Genomic DNA, 16,932 nt, shown 5'->3' with positions numbered 1-16,932 from the left:
TAGTATGTTAGCCAATCAGCAAAGAATCGAACAGCATATTGAACTATTAAGTCAATTTACCGCTACTCCTGGAGCTGGCGTAACAAGGCTTACTTATTCGAAAGAAGATTTGAATGCTCGAAATTATATTAAAGAGCAGATGCTCAAATACGGACTTACTGTTTCTGAGGATGGGTTCGGAAATATTTTTGGAAAGCTAGATGGAACGATTCCAAACGCCCCTTCTGTTATTGTTGGCTCTCATTTTGACTCCGTTCCGAACGGAGGAGCTTTCGATGGGACTGCAGGAGTCGTAATTGGGCTAGAAGTAGCTGCTTTATTCCAGGAAAATAATAGGAAGCCTGCTTATCCTCTCGAGATCATTGCGCTTGTGGAAGAAGAAGGGTCCCGCTGGGGCGGTGGGTTAATGGGCTCAAGAGGCATGATGGGTTTATTGACCAATGAAGACTTTAAAGTACTTGCAGATAAAGACGGACTATTAGCCGAAGATGCAATGATTAGCATTAGCTTGGATCCTTCAAACGAAAAATGGCGTGATCCTAAAACGATCAAAGCATTTCTCGAGCTCCATATCGAACAAGGACCTATATTAGAGGAAAAAGATATTCCAATCGGCATTGTGGAAGCAATTGTTGGATTAACGCAATTAGAAGTAACAATTCAAGGGAAAGCAGGACATGCTGGTACCACACCGATGAATCGACGCTCTGATGCTTTGGTTGCAGCCGCTGAGGTAATTGCCACTTTTCCGAAGCTAGCCATAGAGGAAGGAAATGGGACAGTAATCACTACTGGACAGCTCCAGGTATTCCCAAATGGTTCCAATGTTATCCCAGATAAAGTGGTATTCTCAGTAGATATACGTTCTGGTAAAGAGCAGCACGTTCAAAATACGGTGCGAAAAGTGGAAGAATTGATTGCCTCTAAACAGACTACCGGCATTCTTACTTCAACGGAACAATTATTATATATTTCACCGAAAGAGATGGATGAACATATTCAATCTATCTTCCAGGAAGCAAGTGAAAAGTTAGACATTCCTTATTGCTCGATCAACAGTGGAGCTGGACATGATGCAATGGTATTTTCCGATTTTACTGCTTGTGGGATGATTTTCATACCAAGTAAAGATGGGCTTAGTCATTGTCCTGAAGAATGGTCAGATGGAAGTCATCTGGCGAGCGGTGCAAATATTGTATTTCAGACAGCCTTAAAGTTAACGGAGGGAAATGAATGATGATTAACCCAAAAATAAAAGAATCCATTACAAATAATAGTGAAGAATTGACCGCGCTACGTCGTAAACTGCATAGTGAGCCTGAGTTATCATTTGAAGAATTCAAAACGACTGCGTTCGTTTGCGAGTATTTAGACGAGCTTGGCATTCCCTACCGAAAAACCGAGCCTACGGGAGTAATCGCTGAAATTCAAGCAGTTCCAGGCGGTAAAACAGTTGCGCTTAGAGCGGATATGGATGCTCTTCCAGTTCAACAACTGAACACGCATGTAACCTATGCTTCTAAAGTGGAAGGAAAAATGCACGCGTGTGGACATGACGCACATACTTCGATGTTATTAATAGCAGCAAAGGCTTTGAATGATGTAAAAGACCAACTTCCAGGTAATGTTCGTTTCTTATTCCAACCGGCAGAAGAAGCAGCGGCTGGAGCAAAAGCAATCGTTGCTCAAGGCGCAATGGACGGAGTAGACAATGTGTTTGGTATTCACATTTGGTCTCAAATGCCAACAAATAAAGTAGCCTGCTCACCAGGTCCTTCATTTGCCGCAGCGGATATTATCAAAGTAAAATTTCAAGGACGCGGAGGACATGCAGCGATGCCTGAAGCTTGTGTTGATGCAGCAATTGTCGCTTCTTCCTTTGTCATGAATGTTCAAACGGTTGTTTCCAGAACGATTGACCCTCAAAGTCCTGCTGTTCTTACTATCGGGAAAATGGTAGTCGGAACAAGATTTAACGTAATCGCTGAAAATGCGGAAATCGAAGGAACTGTTCGCACATTCCATCCGGAAACCCGCGATCATATCGAAAAAAGTATTACACAATATGCGGAAAGTATTGCTGCTCTTTACGGTGCTACTGCGGAAGTGGAGTACATTCGCGGTACGGATACAGTAGTGAATGAGGAAGAAAGTGCACAACTCGTGCAACAAATTACTGCAGAAGCATTTGGATCTGATGCAGTGTACAATGAAAAACCAACAATGGGTGCGGAAGATTTCTCCGCTTACTTAACAAAAGCTCCTGGAAGCTTTGCACTTGTAGGTAGTGGAAATCCTGAAAAAGATACAGAGTGGGCCCATCACCACGGAAACTTTGATATCGACGAAGATGCACTTGTAACTGGTGCGGAACTGTATGCTCAGTATGCTTGGGCTTATTTGAATAAATGATTTATGGACTCCCCCGAAGTTGTTCGGGGGAGCTTTTTTCGTTTTCGGATGGTTTTCCAACTAAAGAGACGATTTTTCCAACTAAACTCAGATTTTTTCCAACTAAAACTTCATTTTTTCCAACTAAATGAGCTAAAATTCCAACTAAATTCATTAATGCTCAGAATAATCCATATTTACGAAACTATTTCTTTCTTTTTTCGTATATACTTAAGAAAATGGCTACGGAGGGATACAAATGGAGGATTTGTTCGCACTAGGGATTGGCTTAGTGGCTATAGTAATGATTTTTTCTATTCCACTTACTGCAATTTGGACAACTCATTTACGAAAAACACAAAAGTATAAGGCACAAATTGTTAAAGATGAAATTGAACTTGAAAAACTGAAATATAATAACTTTTTAATCGAAACTGAAAAAATGCGATTAGATCTTCAACAAAAACAAGCAGACTTATTAGAGTCATCTGCTGATCCAATTATTTTAGATTTACAAAAACGTGTACCAGCAGAGGCTAAAACTTCTTCTTTCTAAAACAATCGTGCAGAGATTACTCCGCACGATTGTTTTTTATTGCCTATTTCACTATCTAATCTTATTCATTTCATAGTGGTAATTATAATTTCCCTTCTTTTATCCATCCACAAATTCGATAAGTACCAAACATAGAGAGCATTAAAAGGAGAAGCATTGCTATTACCCATATTGACAATCTATTTATTAATTGCAAATCCTCTTTATTTATAACCACAAAAATTGAAAAAACGATAAACATTAAGTAACAAAAAATATTGTTAAATATCCATACCATTCTTAATTTTGTATTTTTCAATAGGAACACTCTCCTTTATTTCAAATAGATATACGTATCAAAAAGAAAATAGGTTACGTAAAATGAAATATTTCTTCAATCGGTTACATCTATTACGGAGCTTGCTTAATATATAGTCCTTACATAATACAAGCAGGCAGCACCTTTCCTTGAGTACCGCCTGCTTTTTCATTCAAATATTAAACTGGCTCTCATACAATTCAGCGTAAAAACCTTTTTGCTTCAATAGTTCTTCATGTGTCCCAGACTCGATTAGTTCTCCTTGGTTAATAACTAATATCCGGTCCGCATTTTCGATTGTTTTTAATCGGTGTGCAATGACAAAGCTTGTTCTACCTTCCGATAATCGATTCAGTCCTTGTTGGATTTCAATTTCGGTTCTTGTATCGATGCTTGAGGTTGCTTCGTCCAGAATCAGTATATCGGAATCGGCTAAAATCGCTCGAGCAATCGCTAGAAGTTGGCGCTGCCCTTGGCTTAAGCTTGATCCGCCTGAGGTAATAAGTGTTTCATAGCGATCTGGCAAGTGTTTGATGAAACGGTGTGCGGAAGCCATTTTGGCAGCGGCAATGACTTCTTCGTCTGTTGCTTCTAGGCGACCGTAGCGGATATTTTCCATGATCGTTCCGGAAAATAAGAATGTGTCTTGAAGTACGATTCCAATTTTTTCACGGAGTTTACTGATCTGGTAGTCTTTAATCGGTCGTCCATCGATTTCAATCTCACCTGAATCGATGTCATAAAAACGCATTAATAAATTAATAATGGTTGTTTTTCCAGAACCAGTCGGACCTACTAATGCAATTTTCTCCCCTGCTTTTGCCTCAAAGCTAATGTCTTTTAAGATTGGTTTACCCTTTTCATATGCAAAATTTACATTGGTGAACGTGACATCTCCTCTGAAAGAGTCGACTTCAATGGCATTTTCTTTATCCGTTAAATCCGGCGTTTCGTCCATAATCTCAAATACTCGTTCTGCACCAGCTATAGCCGACTGGAATGTGTTTAATAGACTGGATAGTTGGTTAATCGGTCGGAAAAATTGGCGGGAATACGTAACGAATGCGGCAATAATACCGACTGTTGCCATATCTTGCACCGTCATAACAGCACCAACCGCTATGATTAGCACAAGCCCTAAGTTATTGATGAAGTTATTAATCGGTCCTAAAAAGCCAGATACCGTATCAGCTGCCATGGCAGAATGTCTTAGTCTTTCATTCACTATAGAAAACTTTGTGAACGTTTTTTCTTCCTGTCCGAAAATCGTAATGACTTCATTTCCGGAAATAGCTTCCTCTATAAAGCCGTTCAGTTCCCCTAAATCACGCTGTCTTTTGATAAAATTACTACTGCTATATTTAATCACTTTTTTCGTTGTAAACATAATTAATGGAATGACCAATAAAGATACAATAGCAAGCATCCAATTCAGTAAGAACATTGCGATCGTCACACCTGATACCATTAAAATAGAGGAAATAATTTGAATCACACTTTGACTAAGTGCATTATTCAAGCTCTCAATATCATTGGTCACACGACTCATTAAATCGCCATGTGTTCGTTTATCAAAAAAGCGTAAAGACAATGTCTGAAACTTATTAAATAGATCCTGGCGTAAAATCCGAATGGTTTTCAATGACACTCGCACCATTAAAAATGTTTGGAGCCAAGTGAAAATGGAGGCAGCTACATAGACAATGGCTAGGATCAGTAGAAATCGAAGTGTACCATTCATATCTTTTGGAATGATATACTGATCGATAATGACACCAATCATATAAGGTACGAGTAAGTTCAAAAGCGTAGAAATGATGACAAAAATAACCGATGCAACCATTGCTACTTTTTGCTTCTCCATGTACTGCCATATTCGTTTGAGCGTACCTTTTCTATCCTTTGCCTTTTCTACTGGTCCGCTGAATCCTCGTGGTCCACGTGCTCGGCCAATCGCGCTAGATGTGGAAGATTTATTCATATGAATAGACCTCCTTCCCTGTTTGCGTTTCGTAAATACCACGATAAATACTGCTGTTTTCTAGCAGCTCAGTATGTGTACCACTCGCTTCCAGCATGCCATCTTCAATCACGAGAATCTGATCTGCGTTAATGATGGAAGATATCTTGGCTGAAATGATGAACACGGTTGTATCCGCATGGTTTTGTTGTAGGGCTTGTTGTACGGAAGCTTCCGACAAAGCATCGATCGCGGATGTGGAATCATCCAATATTAAAACTTTCGGCTGACGGATAAAGGCACGCGCCATTGATAGACGTTGTTTTTGACCACCAGAAAGATTCGTTGCCCCTTGCATAAGCTCATGGGCATACTTATCTTCCAACCTATCGATAAACTCTATTGCAGCCGCAGATCTAGCTGCTCCCTCCATTTCCAAAATACTTGCTTCCTCTTTTCCGTAGCGCAAATTCTCTTCAATTGCTCCAGAGAATAAGGTCGCTTTTTGTGGAACAAAACCAATCATTCCCCTTAGACGCTCCAGTGGATATTCCTTTACATTAACACCATCGATTAAAATAGTTCCCGAATCTGGATCATATAGCCTTGGAATGAGTTTAATGAGCGTTGATTTTCCACTACCAGTAGAACCAATAATTCCAATCGTCTCACCCGCTTTCGCTCGGAATGAGATGTTTTTCAGGACATATTCCCCGTTCTTACTATAGCTAAAATAAACCTCTTTAAACTCCACTTCCCCTTTTGCTTGTGGAAGCAAAGCAGGAATTTCAGGTTCCTGTATATCGATTTCCGTATCAAGCACTTGCCCGATTCTATTAGCAGAAGTAAAGGAACGAGCAATTTGCATTAATACATGACTACTCGTCATCAGTCCGTTCATAATAATGTTCAAATAGTTAATAAAAGCTAAAATCACACCGACTTGGAGCGGCCCTTCATTTACTTTAATGGCACCCATCCACATACCTGCAACCACACCTAAATTCACTACAAATAGCATGATTGGCATTAGTGTTAAAATGACTTGTTCGGCAGACATATTACGTTTCGTTAATAGATCATTTACCTTTCGGAAAGTTTTAATCTCATAATCTTGACGATCGAATGCTTTAATAACCCGTATTCCTGCGAACGTCTCTTGTAGTTTTGTATTCACCTGGTCCATCGCTTTTTGGACTTTTGCAAATAACTGTCCCGATTTAGCCGAAAAATAATAAATACAAACCATTAAAATCGGGATCGCTACTAATAATACTGGAAACAACTCACGTGCAGTAAACCAAACAATTGCTACTGATCCGATAAACAGTAATGGGCCGCGTACAAAAATCCTCAACGTCATCATTAAAGCTTGTTGAACTGCTGTTACATCATTTGTTACTATCGTAATTAGTTTTCCCGCTCCAAATGTATCCGTGTTTTTACTGGAAAACTGCTCCGTCTTTTTGAAAATATCACGACGTATATCTGCTGCAAAATTAACTGCAGTCTTCGTACTATAAATTGTACAACCAGCCCCACCGATCAAGCCAATAACAGCAGTTAAGAGCATTAATAATCCAAGCTTGATTACATAAGCATTATCATTATCGGCAATTCCTACATCGATAATATGTTGCATAATGGTCGGCTGTAGTAAATCCATCGCCACCTCCACACACATTAACAGCGGAGCTAAAATGGCAAATAGTGTATATGGCTTAATATACGGAAATAATTTTCCTAGGGATTTCATAGCATTTCCCCTCTCTATCTATTTTCTTTTTGTAAACGCTCTGTTATTTCTTTCACAAATTCTATTAACTTAGTTGTTTTTTCAGGATTTTTACGTGACTGTTTAACCGCTTTATGGATTTCCACTTCCCATAAATCGAGTGCAGATTTTAGCTCTGTTGCTTCATTTGAATTTTGCCAAACCCAGCGTGCTTTCCACTCTTCCCAAAACTCTCCTTCTCTACGAGTGGCAAATTCCTCTAATTTTTCATTTCCTTTTTCTTTTATCTCATATGTCTTTTTGTCCGACTCAGGATCTAAACCGATCATTTCTTTCTCCGTCAATTCCTGGAGCGCCGGGTATACTGTCCCTGCACTTGCTGAATAAAGTCCACCGGAGCGACTTTCTAATTCTTTCATTATTTGATAGCCATGCATCGAGCCTTCCTTTAGCAAATGCAAAATGGCTATTTGTATAAACCCTCTTCGCTTTTTCAAGTAGATCCTCTCCTTTAAACTATATCGATAATTTTAATCGATATATCGAATAAAAACAATAGTAAAGGAGTTACCCAATAAATGATTTGGGTAACTCCTTAGTGATGCAACTATTTTACAAGGAGCTGTATTACAACTCCTATCAATCCGTATACTCAACCTTTTCTAATGGTTCAAATGCTGGTCCCTCTATAACATCTCCATTATAACTAAAACGTGAACCATGACATGGGCAATCCCATGAGCTTTCCGCACTATTAAAGGAGACATTACAGCCCATATGAGTACAAGCGGGTTTTACTAGATAGACTTTTCCTTGATCATCCTTATAAGCCCCTACCTTTTTGCCATCCATCATGATTATGTCTCCACTACCAGTTTGAATATCCTCAAGTTTCAAATCAGGTATCTCTGTCTTTCCTTTAACAAGCTCCTTTGCAACACCTGCATTATTTTTTGCAAAGCTTTTTATATCTTCTTTTTTCATTTTAGATCTCGCTGGATTATAGAGATCTATATAGCGGTTCTCTTTTTCCAATACAAGATCAGCCATAATCTTTGCGGCGACTGTACTGTTAGTCATTCCCCATTTTGCATATCCTGTCGCCACCAATACATCTGTCTTTCCTGCTGTCATTGGTCCGACATATGGTAGTTGATCTAAAGTGACTAGATCCTGAGCAGACCAGCGATAATCGTAGTGACTTATCTTAAACTGTTCTCGTCCAAAAGCTGCAAGGGTTTCGTAATTGGCATTCGTATCTCCTTCAAAGCGGCCAGTTACATGTCCTTCTCCCCCAATAAGTAAATACCTTTTCCCATCATTTCCCATTGCGGTTCGTACAGAGCGTGTCGGCTTCTCTACATTTATATACATACCTTTTGGATAGTTAGTCGGTGCAATAGAAGCCAGGGCATAGGAACGTTCTGAATGCATCCGTGCAAAATATAAGCCATCTCCGTCATTAAACGGAAAATGACTACATACTAGTATTTTGTTTGCCCGGATTTTCTGGCCTTCCATCAGTTCAACTGTGTTCGACTTAACTGTTTTTGCACGAGACTCTTCATAAAACTGAACGCCATTTTCTATTGCTTTTTCCAATAACGCTTTTGCATATTTTACCGGATGGAACTGGCCTTGATTTTCTAACCTAAGGGCTTGCTTCACTGTATAAGGAAGTCCTGTGTCCTTGGTCAATGTTGCTCCCTGTATGCCTAAAGTGTTATATGCATCCATCTCTTTTTCTACTTCTTCAATTCCTTCTTCAGTATCCGCATATATATAAGCAGGTAATGTTTCGAAATCGCAATGGATATCCAATTGTTCGATCGTTTGTTTTATAAAATCTTTCGCTTCTGTATTTGCATCATAATATAAGCGAGCTTTTTGCTCATCGAAGGTATTGATTAACTGTTGGTAAATCGGTCCATGCTGGACAGTTACTTTGGCTGTTGTGAAGCCCGTAGTCCCTTTTAAAATATTGCTTCCTTCTATAACGACTACTTTTCGACCGCTTTGACTAAGCAAATAGGCTGCCGTAATTCCAGTTAGTCCTGCCCCAACAATGGCTACATCTACTTCTATGTCTTCACTTAGTTTAGGGAAAAGCGGAAGTTCCTTATTTGCAAGCCAGTATGATTCCGATTCACTAGGTAAAATTTTCTGCGTCATGTTTAGTTCCCTCCTGTTTCTCTTATTCTCTATCCATTCGTGAAACTTTATTCAATCTGAAGCGTATAAAAGAAAACTGTTTTTTTGAGGAGTGTTTTTAGATGGATACTTTCGGCTTCTTTGGTGGTATGCCGCCATTTTTTGCTTTATTTTTTCTTGTAGTAGCTGGTTTTATCGTTTTTTCCATTATTAAAAACGGTGCCCAGTGGAATAAAAATAATAATTCTCCTAAGCTTTCAGTACCCGCTCAAGTAGTAACGAAACGTTCCCATACACGGGGTGGGTCTGGTGATAGTTCCACCTTTACTTCCTATTACGCAACGTTTCAAGTAGAAAGTGGAGATCGAATGGAGCTACAACTGAGTGGACAGGAATACGGTATGTTAGCAGAAGATGATCTTGGAGTGCTGACTTTCCAGGGAACTAGATTTCTAAGTTTTGAAAGAAAATATTAAAAAAGTTCTCTTCCCAATTGGATAGGAAGAGAACTTTTATATTATTGTGCAGGAGAAATACCCTCTTCTTCCGCTACTTTGTTCAGTGCACCTATGAACGATTCTAGTGGCTGTGCCCCAGAAATTGCATACTTATCATTTAATACAAAAAATGGTACGCCGCGAACACCAATTTGACCAGCACGAGCGATATCTAATCGAACCTCTGTCAAATAAGCATCCGAGCTCAATATTTTCTCCGCTTCTTCTCTAGATAGCCCTAGTGACTCGATTAAGTCTAGCAGCACTTCATGCTTGCCAATTTCTTTTGCTTCGATGAAATAAGCATGTAACAATAGTTCATTTGCTTCTTTCGCTTTGCCTTGCTCAGACGCCCATTTTACTAAGCGGTGTGCATCTAGCGTATTCGCTGGTTTCATATCGTCGAAATTATAATTCAATCCAACTGTTTTTGCTTGCTCGGCAACGCCCGCTGTCATTTGTTTTGCGGCTTCTACGCTTTGTCCGTATTTTTCCGCAAGTACTTCTACCATCGATTTATCAGATGTTTTTGGCGAAGTAGGATCTAATTCAAAACTTTTGAATTCTACTTCTGCTTGGCTTTCAAAACCTGCTTTTTGTAATGCTTCTTCTAATCTTCTTTTTCCTATATAACAAAACGGACATACGAAATCGGACCATACTTCAATTTTCATCTCCATCACCTCTCGTTCATTGTAATGTGTGTTTGCTTTGATTTCAAAATAATTGCCTGCAAGCATAAAGCGCTTTGCTTGTAATCCGGATTTGGCACAATATAGGGAAACTGCGACGTAGTCAGTGGAAGAAAGTGACCACTTGGATTTAGCACGGCGGCGCTTCGCTTTCCGCGGGCGAGCGCCGAGTCGCTTCGTCGCAAGCGACTGCAGGGTCTCGTCTGCCTCGCTTTCCCGCAGGAGTCTCGCGCGGCCGCACTAAATCCCTTCAATTATGTAGTGACAGAATACTTTTATCCAAAAAATGGCTAAGGGCAATCAAAAACTGGCGAAAGCAACCAGTTCTATTCTGAGAGCAACCAAACGTCTGTTGAGAGCAACTAGAGGCAGTCTGAGAGCAACCAATTATTCATAAACCAAGTTTACTTGGAGTGAGACGCAGAGAATAATGGCGCATTATTAGGGATGGCTTTACAAAAAGCATCGACTTTGTCGTGTTCAGGGGCTAGTTTATCGCAGTCACAGTGGATATTCTCGCACTCCACCATTTATTGGATTTACCCAGTTTAGAAACTGATAGTTGGTTTTAGCAAACCGATAATGAATAAACAGCAGTTATTATAGATTTTCGCTGCTGGCGTCGACTCCTGCCGAGGCCAACAGGATGTTGGTTTCTAAGGCGTTGCCACACGATGTGGCGTTCTTAGCCTTTGTTCCTCCGCCTGAGCAAAATGAGACATTCCAACGACGCCCTAAGCGGAGGGAATGGCTCATCGCTCACCCGGCGGAAAGCGTACGACTGCAGTGAAAATCTAGCGGACAACTTCATCAACTAACTACGTCGCAGTTTCCCTAAACAGTAACATATCCTCAATATTATAGTTTCCTAAAAAAAAGACTTCCGACTAGAAAAAGTCAGGAAGTCTATTTATTAGTCAGCTAATGCTTCAGTTAATACCGGTACTACTTGTTTTTTACGAGAAACGACGCCTTTAAGTAAAGCTGTATTGTTGTCGAATTTCACTCCGAAAGCCGCTTCTGCTTTTAACGCTAATTTCCCAAGTGCTAAAACTACTGAGTCATTGTTTAAGATATCAGTTACGACGAAGAAGAATAGATCTAATTCTTGTTCTTCGATCTCACGATGGATTAGTTCCTCTAGTTGCTCTTGACGACCCATTACGTCATTTACATCTACTGCATTCACTTGAGCGATGACTACTTTGTTATCACCCATGCTGAATTCTTTAGCATCTATTGAAAGTAGGTCTTCTAAGCTCTTATCGCTTAAATCTGCTCCAGCTTTTAGCATAGCCAGTCCATACTCTTCCGCGTTTACGCCAGCAATTTTTTCTAGTTCACGTGCTGCCATGATGTCTTCCTCTGTGCATGTTGGTGATTTAAATAATAATGAATCGGAAACGATCGCTGAAAGCATAAGTCCTGCAATACTTGCTGGTATTTCGACGCCTTTTTCTTTATAAATTTTATTTAAAATTGTTGCTGTACATCCTACTGGCTCGGCACGATAGTATAAAGGCTCCGCCGTTTCGAAGTTCGCAATACGATGATGGTCGATTACTTCTGTTACTTGTACTTCCTCAATTCCATCTGCACTTTGTTGTTTTTCATTGTGGTCTACTAAAATTACTTTTTTCGCTTCTGTTGCAACGTTCTCGATCAATCTTGGCGCTTCATATCCGAACTTTTCTAAAGCAAATTTTGTTTCATTGTTCACTTCGCCTAAACGAACTGCCTCAGCTTCTACTCCTATTGCATTCTTTAAATGTGCGTAAACAATTGCTGAAGTAATTGTGTCTGTATCTGGGTTTTTATGTCCAAAAACTAATACTTTTTCCATTATAAAATCCTCCTAATCAAGTTAAACAATATCCGAACTTATTTTATCATATATCCATTTGTTCATTGAAAAGTAAATTCGCTATTTTATGCTTTTGGTGTAAAAAGTCTGCGAGTGTGTATCCATCTAATACTTTTAAATACGCAAATAATGCACGATTCAAAGCACCTTTTAATCCACAAACAGGCGAAATAACGCATGTATTTGTTTTACAGTCAAAGCATTCTACTATGTGGAAGTCGTCTTCCGTATGTCGAACTACTTGACCTATATTAATGTCTTTTGGATCCATTGCCAAACGAATGCCACCGCCTCGTCCACGGATTGTTTCAATATAGCCCAGTTTTCCTAATTCATGTGTCACTTTCATCAAATGGTTTTTAGAAATACCATATGCATCTGAAATAGCTTGAATTGTGGATAGTTCGTTCTTTTCTTTTGCTCCCAAGTATATTAACACCCGAAGTGAGAAATCTGTATACATAGTCAATCTCATATTGCCACCGCCATTCTACCTTCTTATTATAACGATATTGACAAACTCGTGAAAGAAATGTGTCCGATTTATTAAAGCTATCTTAAAGATGTATTTTAAATATTGCTTTAAGGAAAAGACAGGAGTATCGTAATAAGTGTAAATAACAAAACAAAAAAAAGGACGTGTCATGATATGTTATCTCAACAAACAATCGATATCGTTAAATCTACAGCTCCAGTTTTAGAAGTACATGGAGTAGCCATTACTACAGCTTTTTATAAAAATATGTTCGAAGCACATCCAGAACTATTAAATATATTTAACCATGCAAACCAAGCAAAAGGTCGTCAGCAAACGGCTCTAGCAAATACTGTTTATGCAGCAGCTGTACACATCGACAATCTAGCTGCAATTATCCCTGCTGTAAAACAAATCGGACAAAAACACGTAAGCCTTGGCATTAAACCAGAACACTACCCAATCGTTGGTGAACATTTACTTGGGGCTATTAAAGAAGTACTTGGAGACGCTGCAACTGACGATATTATCAATGCGTGGGGTGAAGCATATGGCGTAATCGCGGATGCATTCATAGGCATTGAAGAAGAAATGTATGTGGCGGCCGAGTCAAAACAAGGTGGATGGAGATTCTTTAAAGACTTCACAGTAGTTCATAAAGAAAAAGAAAGTGAAAATATTACTTCATTCTACTTAAAACCAGCTGATGGAAAAGAAGTACCAGCTTATACACCAGGCCAATTTATTACTATTCGAGTAAGTATTCCAGGTGAGAAGTACTTATTAAACAGACAATATAGTCTATCAAAAGCTTCTGATCCAGAAACATTCCGTATTTCGGTGAAAAAAGAAGATGAGCATGATCCTGAAGGTAAAGTTTCCGTTCACCTACACAATAATGTGAACGTCGGAGATATAGTAGAGCTTACTGCACCAGCTGGGGAATTCATTTTAGATCCAGAGAAGTCAACACCTGTTACATTCATAAGTGGCGGAGTTGGAATCACTCCTATGATGAGTATGTTCGAAACAATTGCGAAAAACCAACCTTCTCGAAAAGTTTCTTTCATCTACAGCGCTCGCAATGAAAGTTTACATCCTTTTGATAAAGACATTAAGTTTTTATTGGAATCAATGGAAGATGCAAAATACGTTACACTTTACTCTGATACAGAAGATGGATTTATCACAAAAGATGTCCTTGCAGCGAATGCAATCCAAAATGGAGATGTCTATGTTTGTGGACCTGTTGGATTTATGGAAGCCATGATTAATTACTTACTGGAACTAGGATATTCAAATGAACAAATTCACTATGAATTCTTCGGGCCAGCTATGCAGCTTGAGCTAGCAAATGCATAATTGATAATATTCAAAAGTGGTACTTCTAGCTGAAGTATCACTTTTTTGGCGTTCTCTATCCACAGGTATTTTTTGACGTTTGAATATGCTTTAAGTAGTGTGCATAATTGGAGGGTAGTGCTATAATTAGCCTATAATTCTTTATCAAAGTAGAAATGAGTGAAGTTGTTACTATGACCAAACACTTTGAAAATAAATATATTCCGCTTGCCACCTTTTTCAAACAATCGACAAGTAAAGAAATTACTTTGACATTTGGCGAAATAGAAGCGATTATCGGACAAGCTTTACCCAATGCTGCTTATTTAAGTAGTAGCTGGTGGAAAAAAACGAAGCCACCTGCTTTACATTATTTTGCATGGATGGATTATGGTTACTCCATCCGAGATGTTGAGTTAGGAAAGTCCGTTCATTTCCATAGTGTTGTGCATGAAACAGATGAACGTATTGCCGATGAAAACAAACAAAAAGATATACTGATTATTCGAGAGGCGGAGCTAGAAGACGCTCGTCCTTTTATCAAATTACAAGAAACCATTTTTTCAGAGACTGACTTTATGTTGTATGGGAAATCGGATATTCAAATGACCGTACAACGTATTCGAAAAAATTTCACTTCTTGGAAAAACGAATCCAATTCTATTCTTTTACTAGCTATTATGAATGGGCAATATGCAGGTTATGTTCAATTCACGGGAGGCCCCGCTCCACGTGCCCTACATAGAGCATCTGTTGTAATTGGTGTAACCCAAGAGTTCTCTAAAAAAGGGATTGCCTCTTCCCTCATGCTTCACGGTGAAAAATGGGCAAAAGAAGCTGGTATTTCTAAGCTTGAACTTAGCGTTATAAAGGAAAACTTGAATGCTCAAAAGCTATATAGAAAGCTCGGCTTTGAAAATGAAGGCGACCGAAAAAATGCCCTTATTATTAATGGCCATTATGTTGATGAATACTATATGGGTAAACTCATTTAAGAAGATCGACCCAGAGATTAATGGGTCGATCTTTTGTTATGCAGCATTCTTTATCTTATCTTGTTTTTGATACAAATGGATTGCCAGTTTCCCAAAATCTATAAGGATAATGCACCGCTTCCCCGCTATTTTCAATGCCTATTCTCGGGCCTATAGAAATGGCCGTTACTTTTTCCCCTTCTGCCATGTACAGTGGTTTTTCTGTCCAATGCTTGCCATAGGATTCCATTGTAATTCCTAAGGCTTTCGTCAATTTGCCCGGTCCATTCGTCCATTGTTTCATTGGTTGGTTTTTACGAAATTCCTTCATTTGTTCCAATCCTTCGATTGGTTCTACCGCACGTATTAATATGGCATTAGGGGTATCAACAGGTGCTGCAACAACATTGATCAGCGTATGTGTGTGCATTTGATACGTATAGATCAGCCCTGGCTCTCCGAACATCACTTCTGTTCGTTTTGTTCTTCTATTACCGAAACTATGGGCAGCTCTATCTTCTGGTCCCATATACGCTTCTGTTTCTACAATTTTGCCGATGAGAAGTCCACTACTATGTTCGTGTACAATGTATTTACCTAATAAGTCTTTTGCTAAGTCTAAAGTCGGCTGATAAAAGAATTCTTTTTCAACTATGTTCAATTTAGATAAACCCCATTTTCTTCGCTTCAAAAGTTAATTCTTCTCTAAATTTCGGATGTGCAATCGAAATAAGCTGCTTTGCACGCTCTGAAATAGGCTTACCGTACATTTTAGCTATCCCATACTCCGTTACGATTGCATCCACATCATTTTTAGAAGTTGTTACAACAGAACCCGGTGCCAAGCTCAGCTTGATACGTGAAATTTCATCATTTTTAGCAGTAGATGTCATACATACAAATCCTTTTCCTTCTTTAGCGAATCGAACTCCACGTGCAAAATCAGCTTGCCCTCCAGTAGAAGAGTAATATTTACCCGCAACCGTTTCAGATGCACATTGGCCAAATAGATCGACCTCTGTTGTCGCATTAATAGATACGATGCGCTCTTCTTTGGCAATTTCACGCGGATCATTGACAATACTTACTGGTAAAAACTGTACAGAAGGATTATTGTGCAAAAAGTTATAAATTTTATTGGAACCATACGCAAATGTTGCAATGATTTTCCCTTTATTCGTAAACTTATGCGTACCGTCCACCGCACCTGCTTCTACTAAATCAACAATTCCATCCACGAACATTTCTGTATGGATACCTAAATGTCGATGGTCTTTTAATAAACTTACTACAGCATTTGGAATCGACCCTATCCCAATTTGCAATGTGTCCCCATTTTGAATGTTTTCTGCTACATAAGAGGCTATTTGCAGATCCTGTTGTCCGATAGGTGGTGCAGTAACTTCAAATAAAGGACGATCATTTTCTACAAAACCAGCAATTTGACTAATGTGAATTTGGTTTTCACCAAATGTACGAGGCATATGCTTATTCACCTCTAGTATAAACGGAACAGTTCCTATAAATTCACTTACAATGTCTGCCTGTGTACCTAAAGAAAAATAGCCGAACTCATCCATTGGGGAGGCAACTGCCATAATCATTGACAGATTTGTTGACTGTCTTAATATTCTTGGCATCTCATGGAAATGATTCGGAACAAGATCCACCAGCCCTTGGTAGAACATTTTTCGTGTAGCACCACTCAAAAAATAAGATACATGCTTAAGTTTCCCTGGATATGCCCCTTCCATATATGCTCTTTGTTGCAGGGCTAGTAGCTGATGTATTTTCACATTCGTTAAGCTATTCGCATTTTCTTCTAGTATGTCGAGTAATTTATATGGTTCTCCATTTGTTAATGGGAGTATAATATCCGCATCTTGTTCTATTAAATCGATTACTTGGCTATCTGATAGTTGTTTATATTTCATGTAAATTAGCACCTACAGCTTTCCATTTTTACTTCTATCTTTCATTTTACTATGTTTTATAACG

At 39.0% G+C, this 16,932-nt stretch carries 16 protein-coding genes; 6 read left to right on the top strand and 10 right to left on the bottom strand.

The features are described 5' to 3' along the window. Positions 1-4: 4 nt before the first annotated feature. The 3 genes from ACIP9W_RS12555 to ACIP9W_RS12545 all read left to right on the top strand — a co-directional run bounded on the left by ACIP9W_RS12555 (position 5) and on the right by ACIP9W_RS12545 (position 2,947). Positions 5-1,237 carry a Zn-dependent hydrolase gene (locus ACIP9W_RS12555; RefSeq protein WP_400789840.1) on the top strand — a complete coding sequence of 411 codons (1,233 nt, stop codon included), beginning with the start codon at positions 5-7 and terminating at the stop codon, positions 1,235-1,237. Next, complete coding sequence (locus ACIP9W_RS12550) at positions 1,237-2,412, top strand: amidohydrolase (RefSeq protein ID WP_400789979.1); 1,176 nt, start codon at positions 1,237-1,239, stop codon at positions 2,410-2,412. The genes ACIP9W_RS12555 and ACIP9W_RS12550 overlap by 1 nt, the downstream gene beginning before the upstream one ends. Before the next feature lie 238 nt (positions 2,413-2,650). Then, positions 2,651-2,947: a hypothetical protein gene (locus tag ACIP9W_RS12545; protein WP_400789838.1), complete on the top strand. Its 297-nt coding sequence runs from the start codon at positions 2,651-2,653 to the stop codon at positions 2,945-2,947. An 82-nt stretch (positions 2,948-3,029) separates the two neighbouring features. Here ACIP9W_RS12545 and ACIP9W_RS12540 read toward each other — a convergent pair whose 3' ends face one another. From ACIP9W_RS12540 to ACIP9W_RS12520, 5 genes are all read right to left on the bottom strand, one after another. After that, positions 3,030-3,245 carry a hypothetical protein gene (locus tag ACIP9W_RS12540; protein WP_400789835.1) on the bottom strand — a complete coding sequence of 72 codons (216 nt, stop codon included), beginning with the start codon at positions 3,243-3,245 and terminating at the stop codon, positions 3,030-3,032. 172 nt (positions 3,246-3,417) lie between these two features. Further along, positions 3,418-5,226: an ABC transporter ATP-binding protein gene (locus ACIP9W_RS12535; RefSeq protein ID WP_400789832.1), complete on the bottom strand. Its 1,809-nt coding sequence runs from the start codon at positions 5,224-5,226 to the stop codon at positions 3,418-3,420. Then, positions 5,219-6,961 carry an ABC transporter ATP-binding protein gene (locus ACIP9W_RS12530; RefSeq protein ID WP_400789830.1) on the bottom strand — a complete coding sequence of 581 codons (1,743 nt, stop codon included), beginning with the start codon at positions 6,959-6,961 and terminating at the stop codon, positions 5,219-5,221. Before ACIP9W_RS12530 ends, ACIP9W_RS12535 begins: the two co-directional genes overlap by 8 nt. Before the next feature lie 14 nt (positions 6,962-6,975). Further along, the gene (locus ACIP9W_RS12525; protein WP_400789827.1) at positions 6,976-7,437 is read right to left on the bottom strand and encodes a PadR family transcriptional regulator; all 462 of its coding nucleotides are present in this window, start codon (positions 7,435-7,437) and stop codon (positions 6,976-6,978) included. A gap of 142 nt (positions 7,438-7,579) precedes the next feature. Next, positions 7,580-9,112 (bottom strand): FAD-dependent oxidoreductase, encoded by a 1,533-nt coding sequence (locus tag ACIP9W_RS12520; protein ID WP_400789824.1) that lies wholly within the window; start codon positions 9,110-9,112, stop codon positions 7,580-7,582. 101 nt (positions 9,113-9,213) lie between these two features. Here ACIP9W_RS12520 and ACIP9W_RS12515 point away from each other — a divergent pair, with 101 nt between their 5' ends. Beyond that, positions 9,214-9,567, top strand: coding sequence for a DUF2500 domain-containing protein (locus ACIP9W_RS12515; protein WP_400789821.1), 354 nt, complete (start codon positions 9,214-9,216; stop codon positions 9,565-9,567). A gap of 41 nt (positions 9,568-9,608) precedes the next feature. Here the strand turns inward: ACIP9W_RS12515 and ACIP9W_RS12510 are convergent, their stop codons facing one another. The 3 genes from ACIP9W_RS12510 to ACIP9W_RS12500 form a co-directional block, all read right to left on the bottom strand. Further along, a complete protein-coding gene (locus ACIP9W_RS12510) occupies positions 9,609-10,262 on the bottom strand; it encodes a DsbA family oxidoreductase (protein WP_400789818.1) in 654 nt (217 codons plus the stop codon). 931 nt (positions 10,263-11,193) lie between these two features. Beyond that, positions 11,194-12,123, bottom strand: a complete 930-nt coding sequence (locus ACIP9W_RS12505) for a manganese-dependent inorganic pyrophosphatase (RefSeq protein ID WP_400789816.1) — start codon at positions 12,121-12,123, stop codon at positions 11,194-11,196. A gap of 46 nt (positions 12,124-12,169) precedes the next feature. Further along, complete coding sequence (locus ACIP9W_RS12500; RefSeq protein WP_282241246.1) at positions 12,170-12,619, bottom strand: RrF2 family transcriptional regulator; 450 nt, start codon at positions 12,617-12,619, stop codon at positions 12,170-12,172. Positions 12,620-12,793: 174 nt separating this feature from the next. Between ACIP9W_RS12500 and hmpA the strand changes: the two genes are divergently transcribed. Further along, positions 12,794-13,981 carry an NO-inducible flavohemoprotein gene (gene hmpA, locus ACIP9W_RS12495; protein ID WP_400789814.1) on the top strand — a complete coding sequence of 396 codons (1,188 nt, stop codon included), beginning with the start codon at positions 12,794-12,796 and terminating at the stop codon, positions 13,979-13,981. Between the two features lie 173 nt (positions 13,982-14,154). Next, positions 14,155-14,955 carry a GNAT family N-acetyltransferase gene (locus tag ACIP9W_RS12490; RefSeq protein ID WP_400789812.1) on the top strand — a complete coding sequence of 267 codons (801 nt, stop codon included), beginning with the start codon at positions 14,155-14,157 and terminating at the stop codon, positions 14,953-14,955. A 55-nt stretch (positions 14,956-15,010) separates the two neighbouring features. On the opposite strand, the gene ACIP9W_RS12485 is transcribed toward ACIP9W_RS12490, so the two are convergent. Beyond that, positions 15,011-15,595, bottom strand: a complete 585-nt coding sequence (locus tag ACIP9W_RS12485) for a DNA-3-methyladenine glycosylase (protein WP_400789810.1) — start codon at positions 15,593-15,595, stop codon at positions 15,011-15,013. Between the two features lies 1 nt (position 15,596). Further along, positions 15,597-16,868 (bottom strand): acetyl-CoA hydrolase/transferase family protein, encoded by a 1,272-nt coding sequence (locus ACIP9W_RS12480; RefSeq protein WP_400789808.1) that lies wholly within the window; start codon positions 16,866-16,868, stop codon positions 15,597-15,599. Positions 16,869-16,932: the final 64 nt, after the last annotated feature.

The organism is Psychrobacillus sp. NPDC093180, from assembly GCF_044754065.1.
In the GTDB taxonomy this organism is placed as follows: Bacteria; Bacillota; Bacilli; order Bacillales_A; family Planococcaceae; genus Psychrobacillus.
The sequence above is the reverse complement of the archived record's forward strand: the minus strand, read 5'-3'. Positions and strand labels throughout refer to the sequence as shown.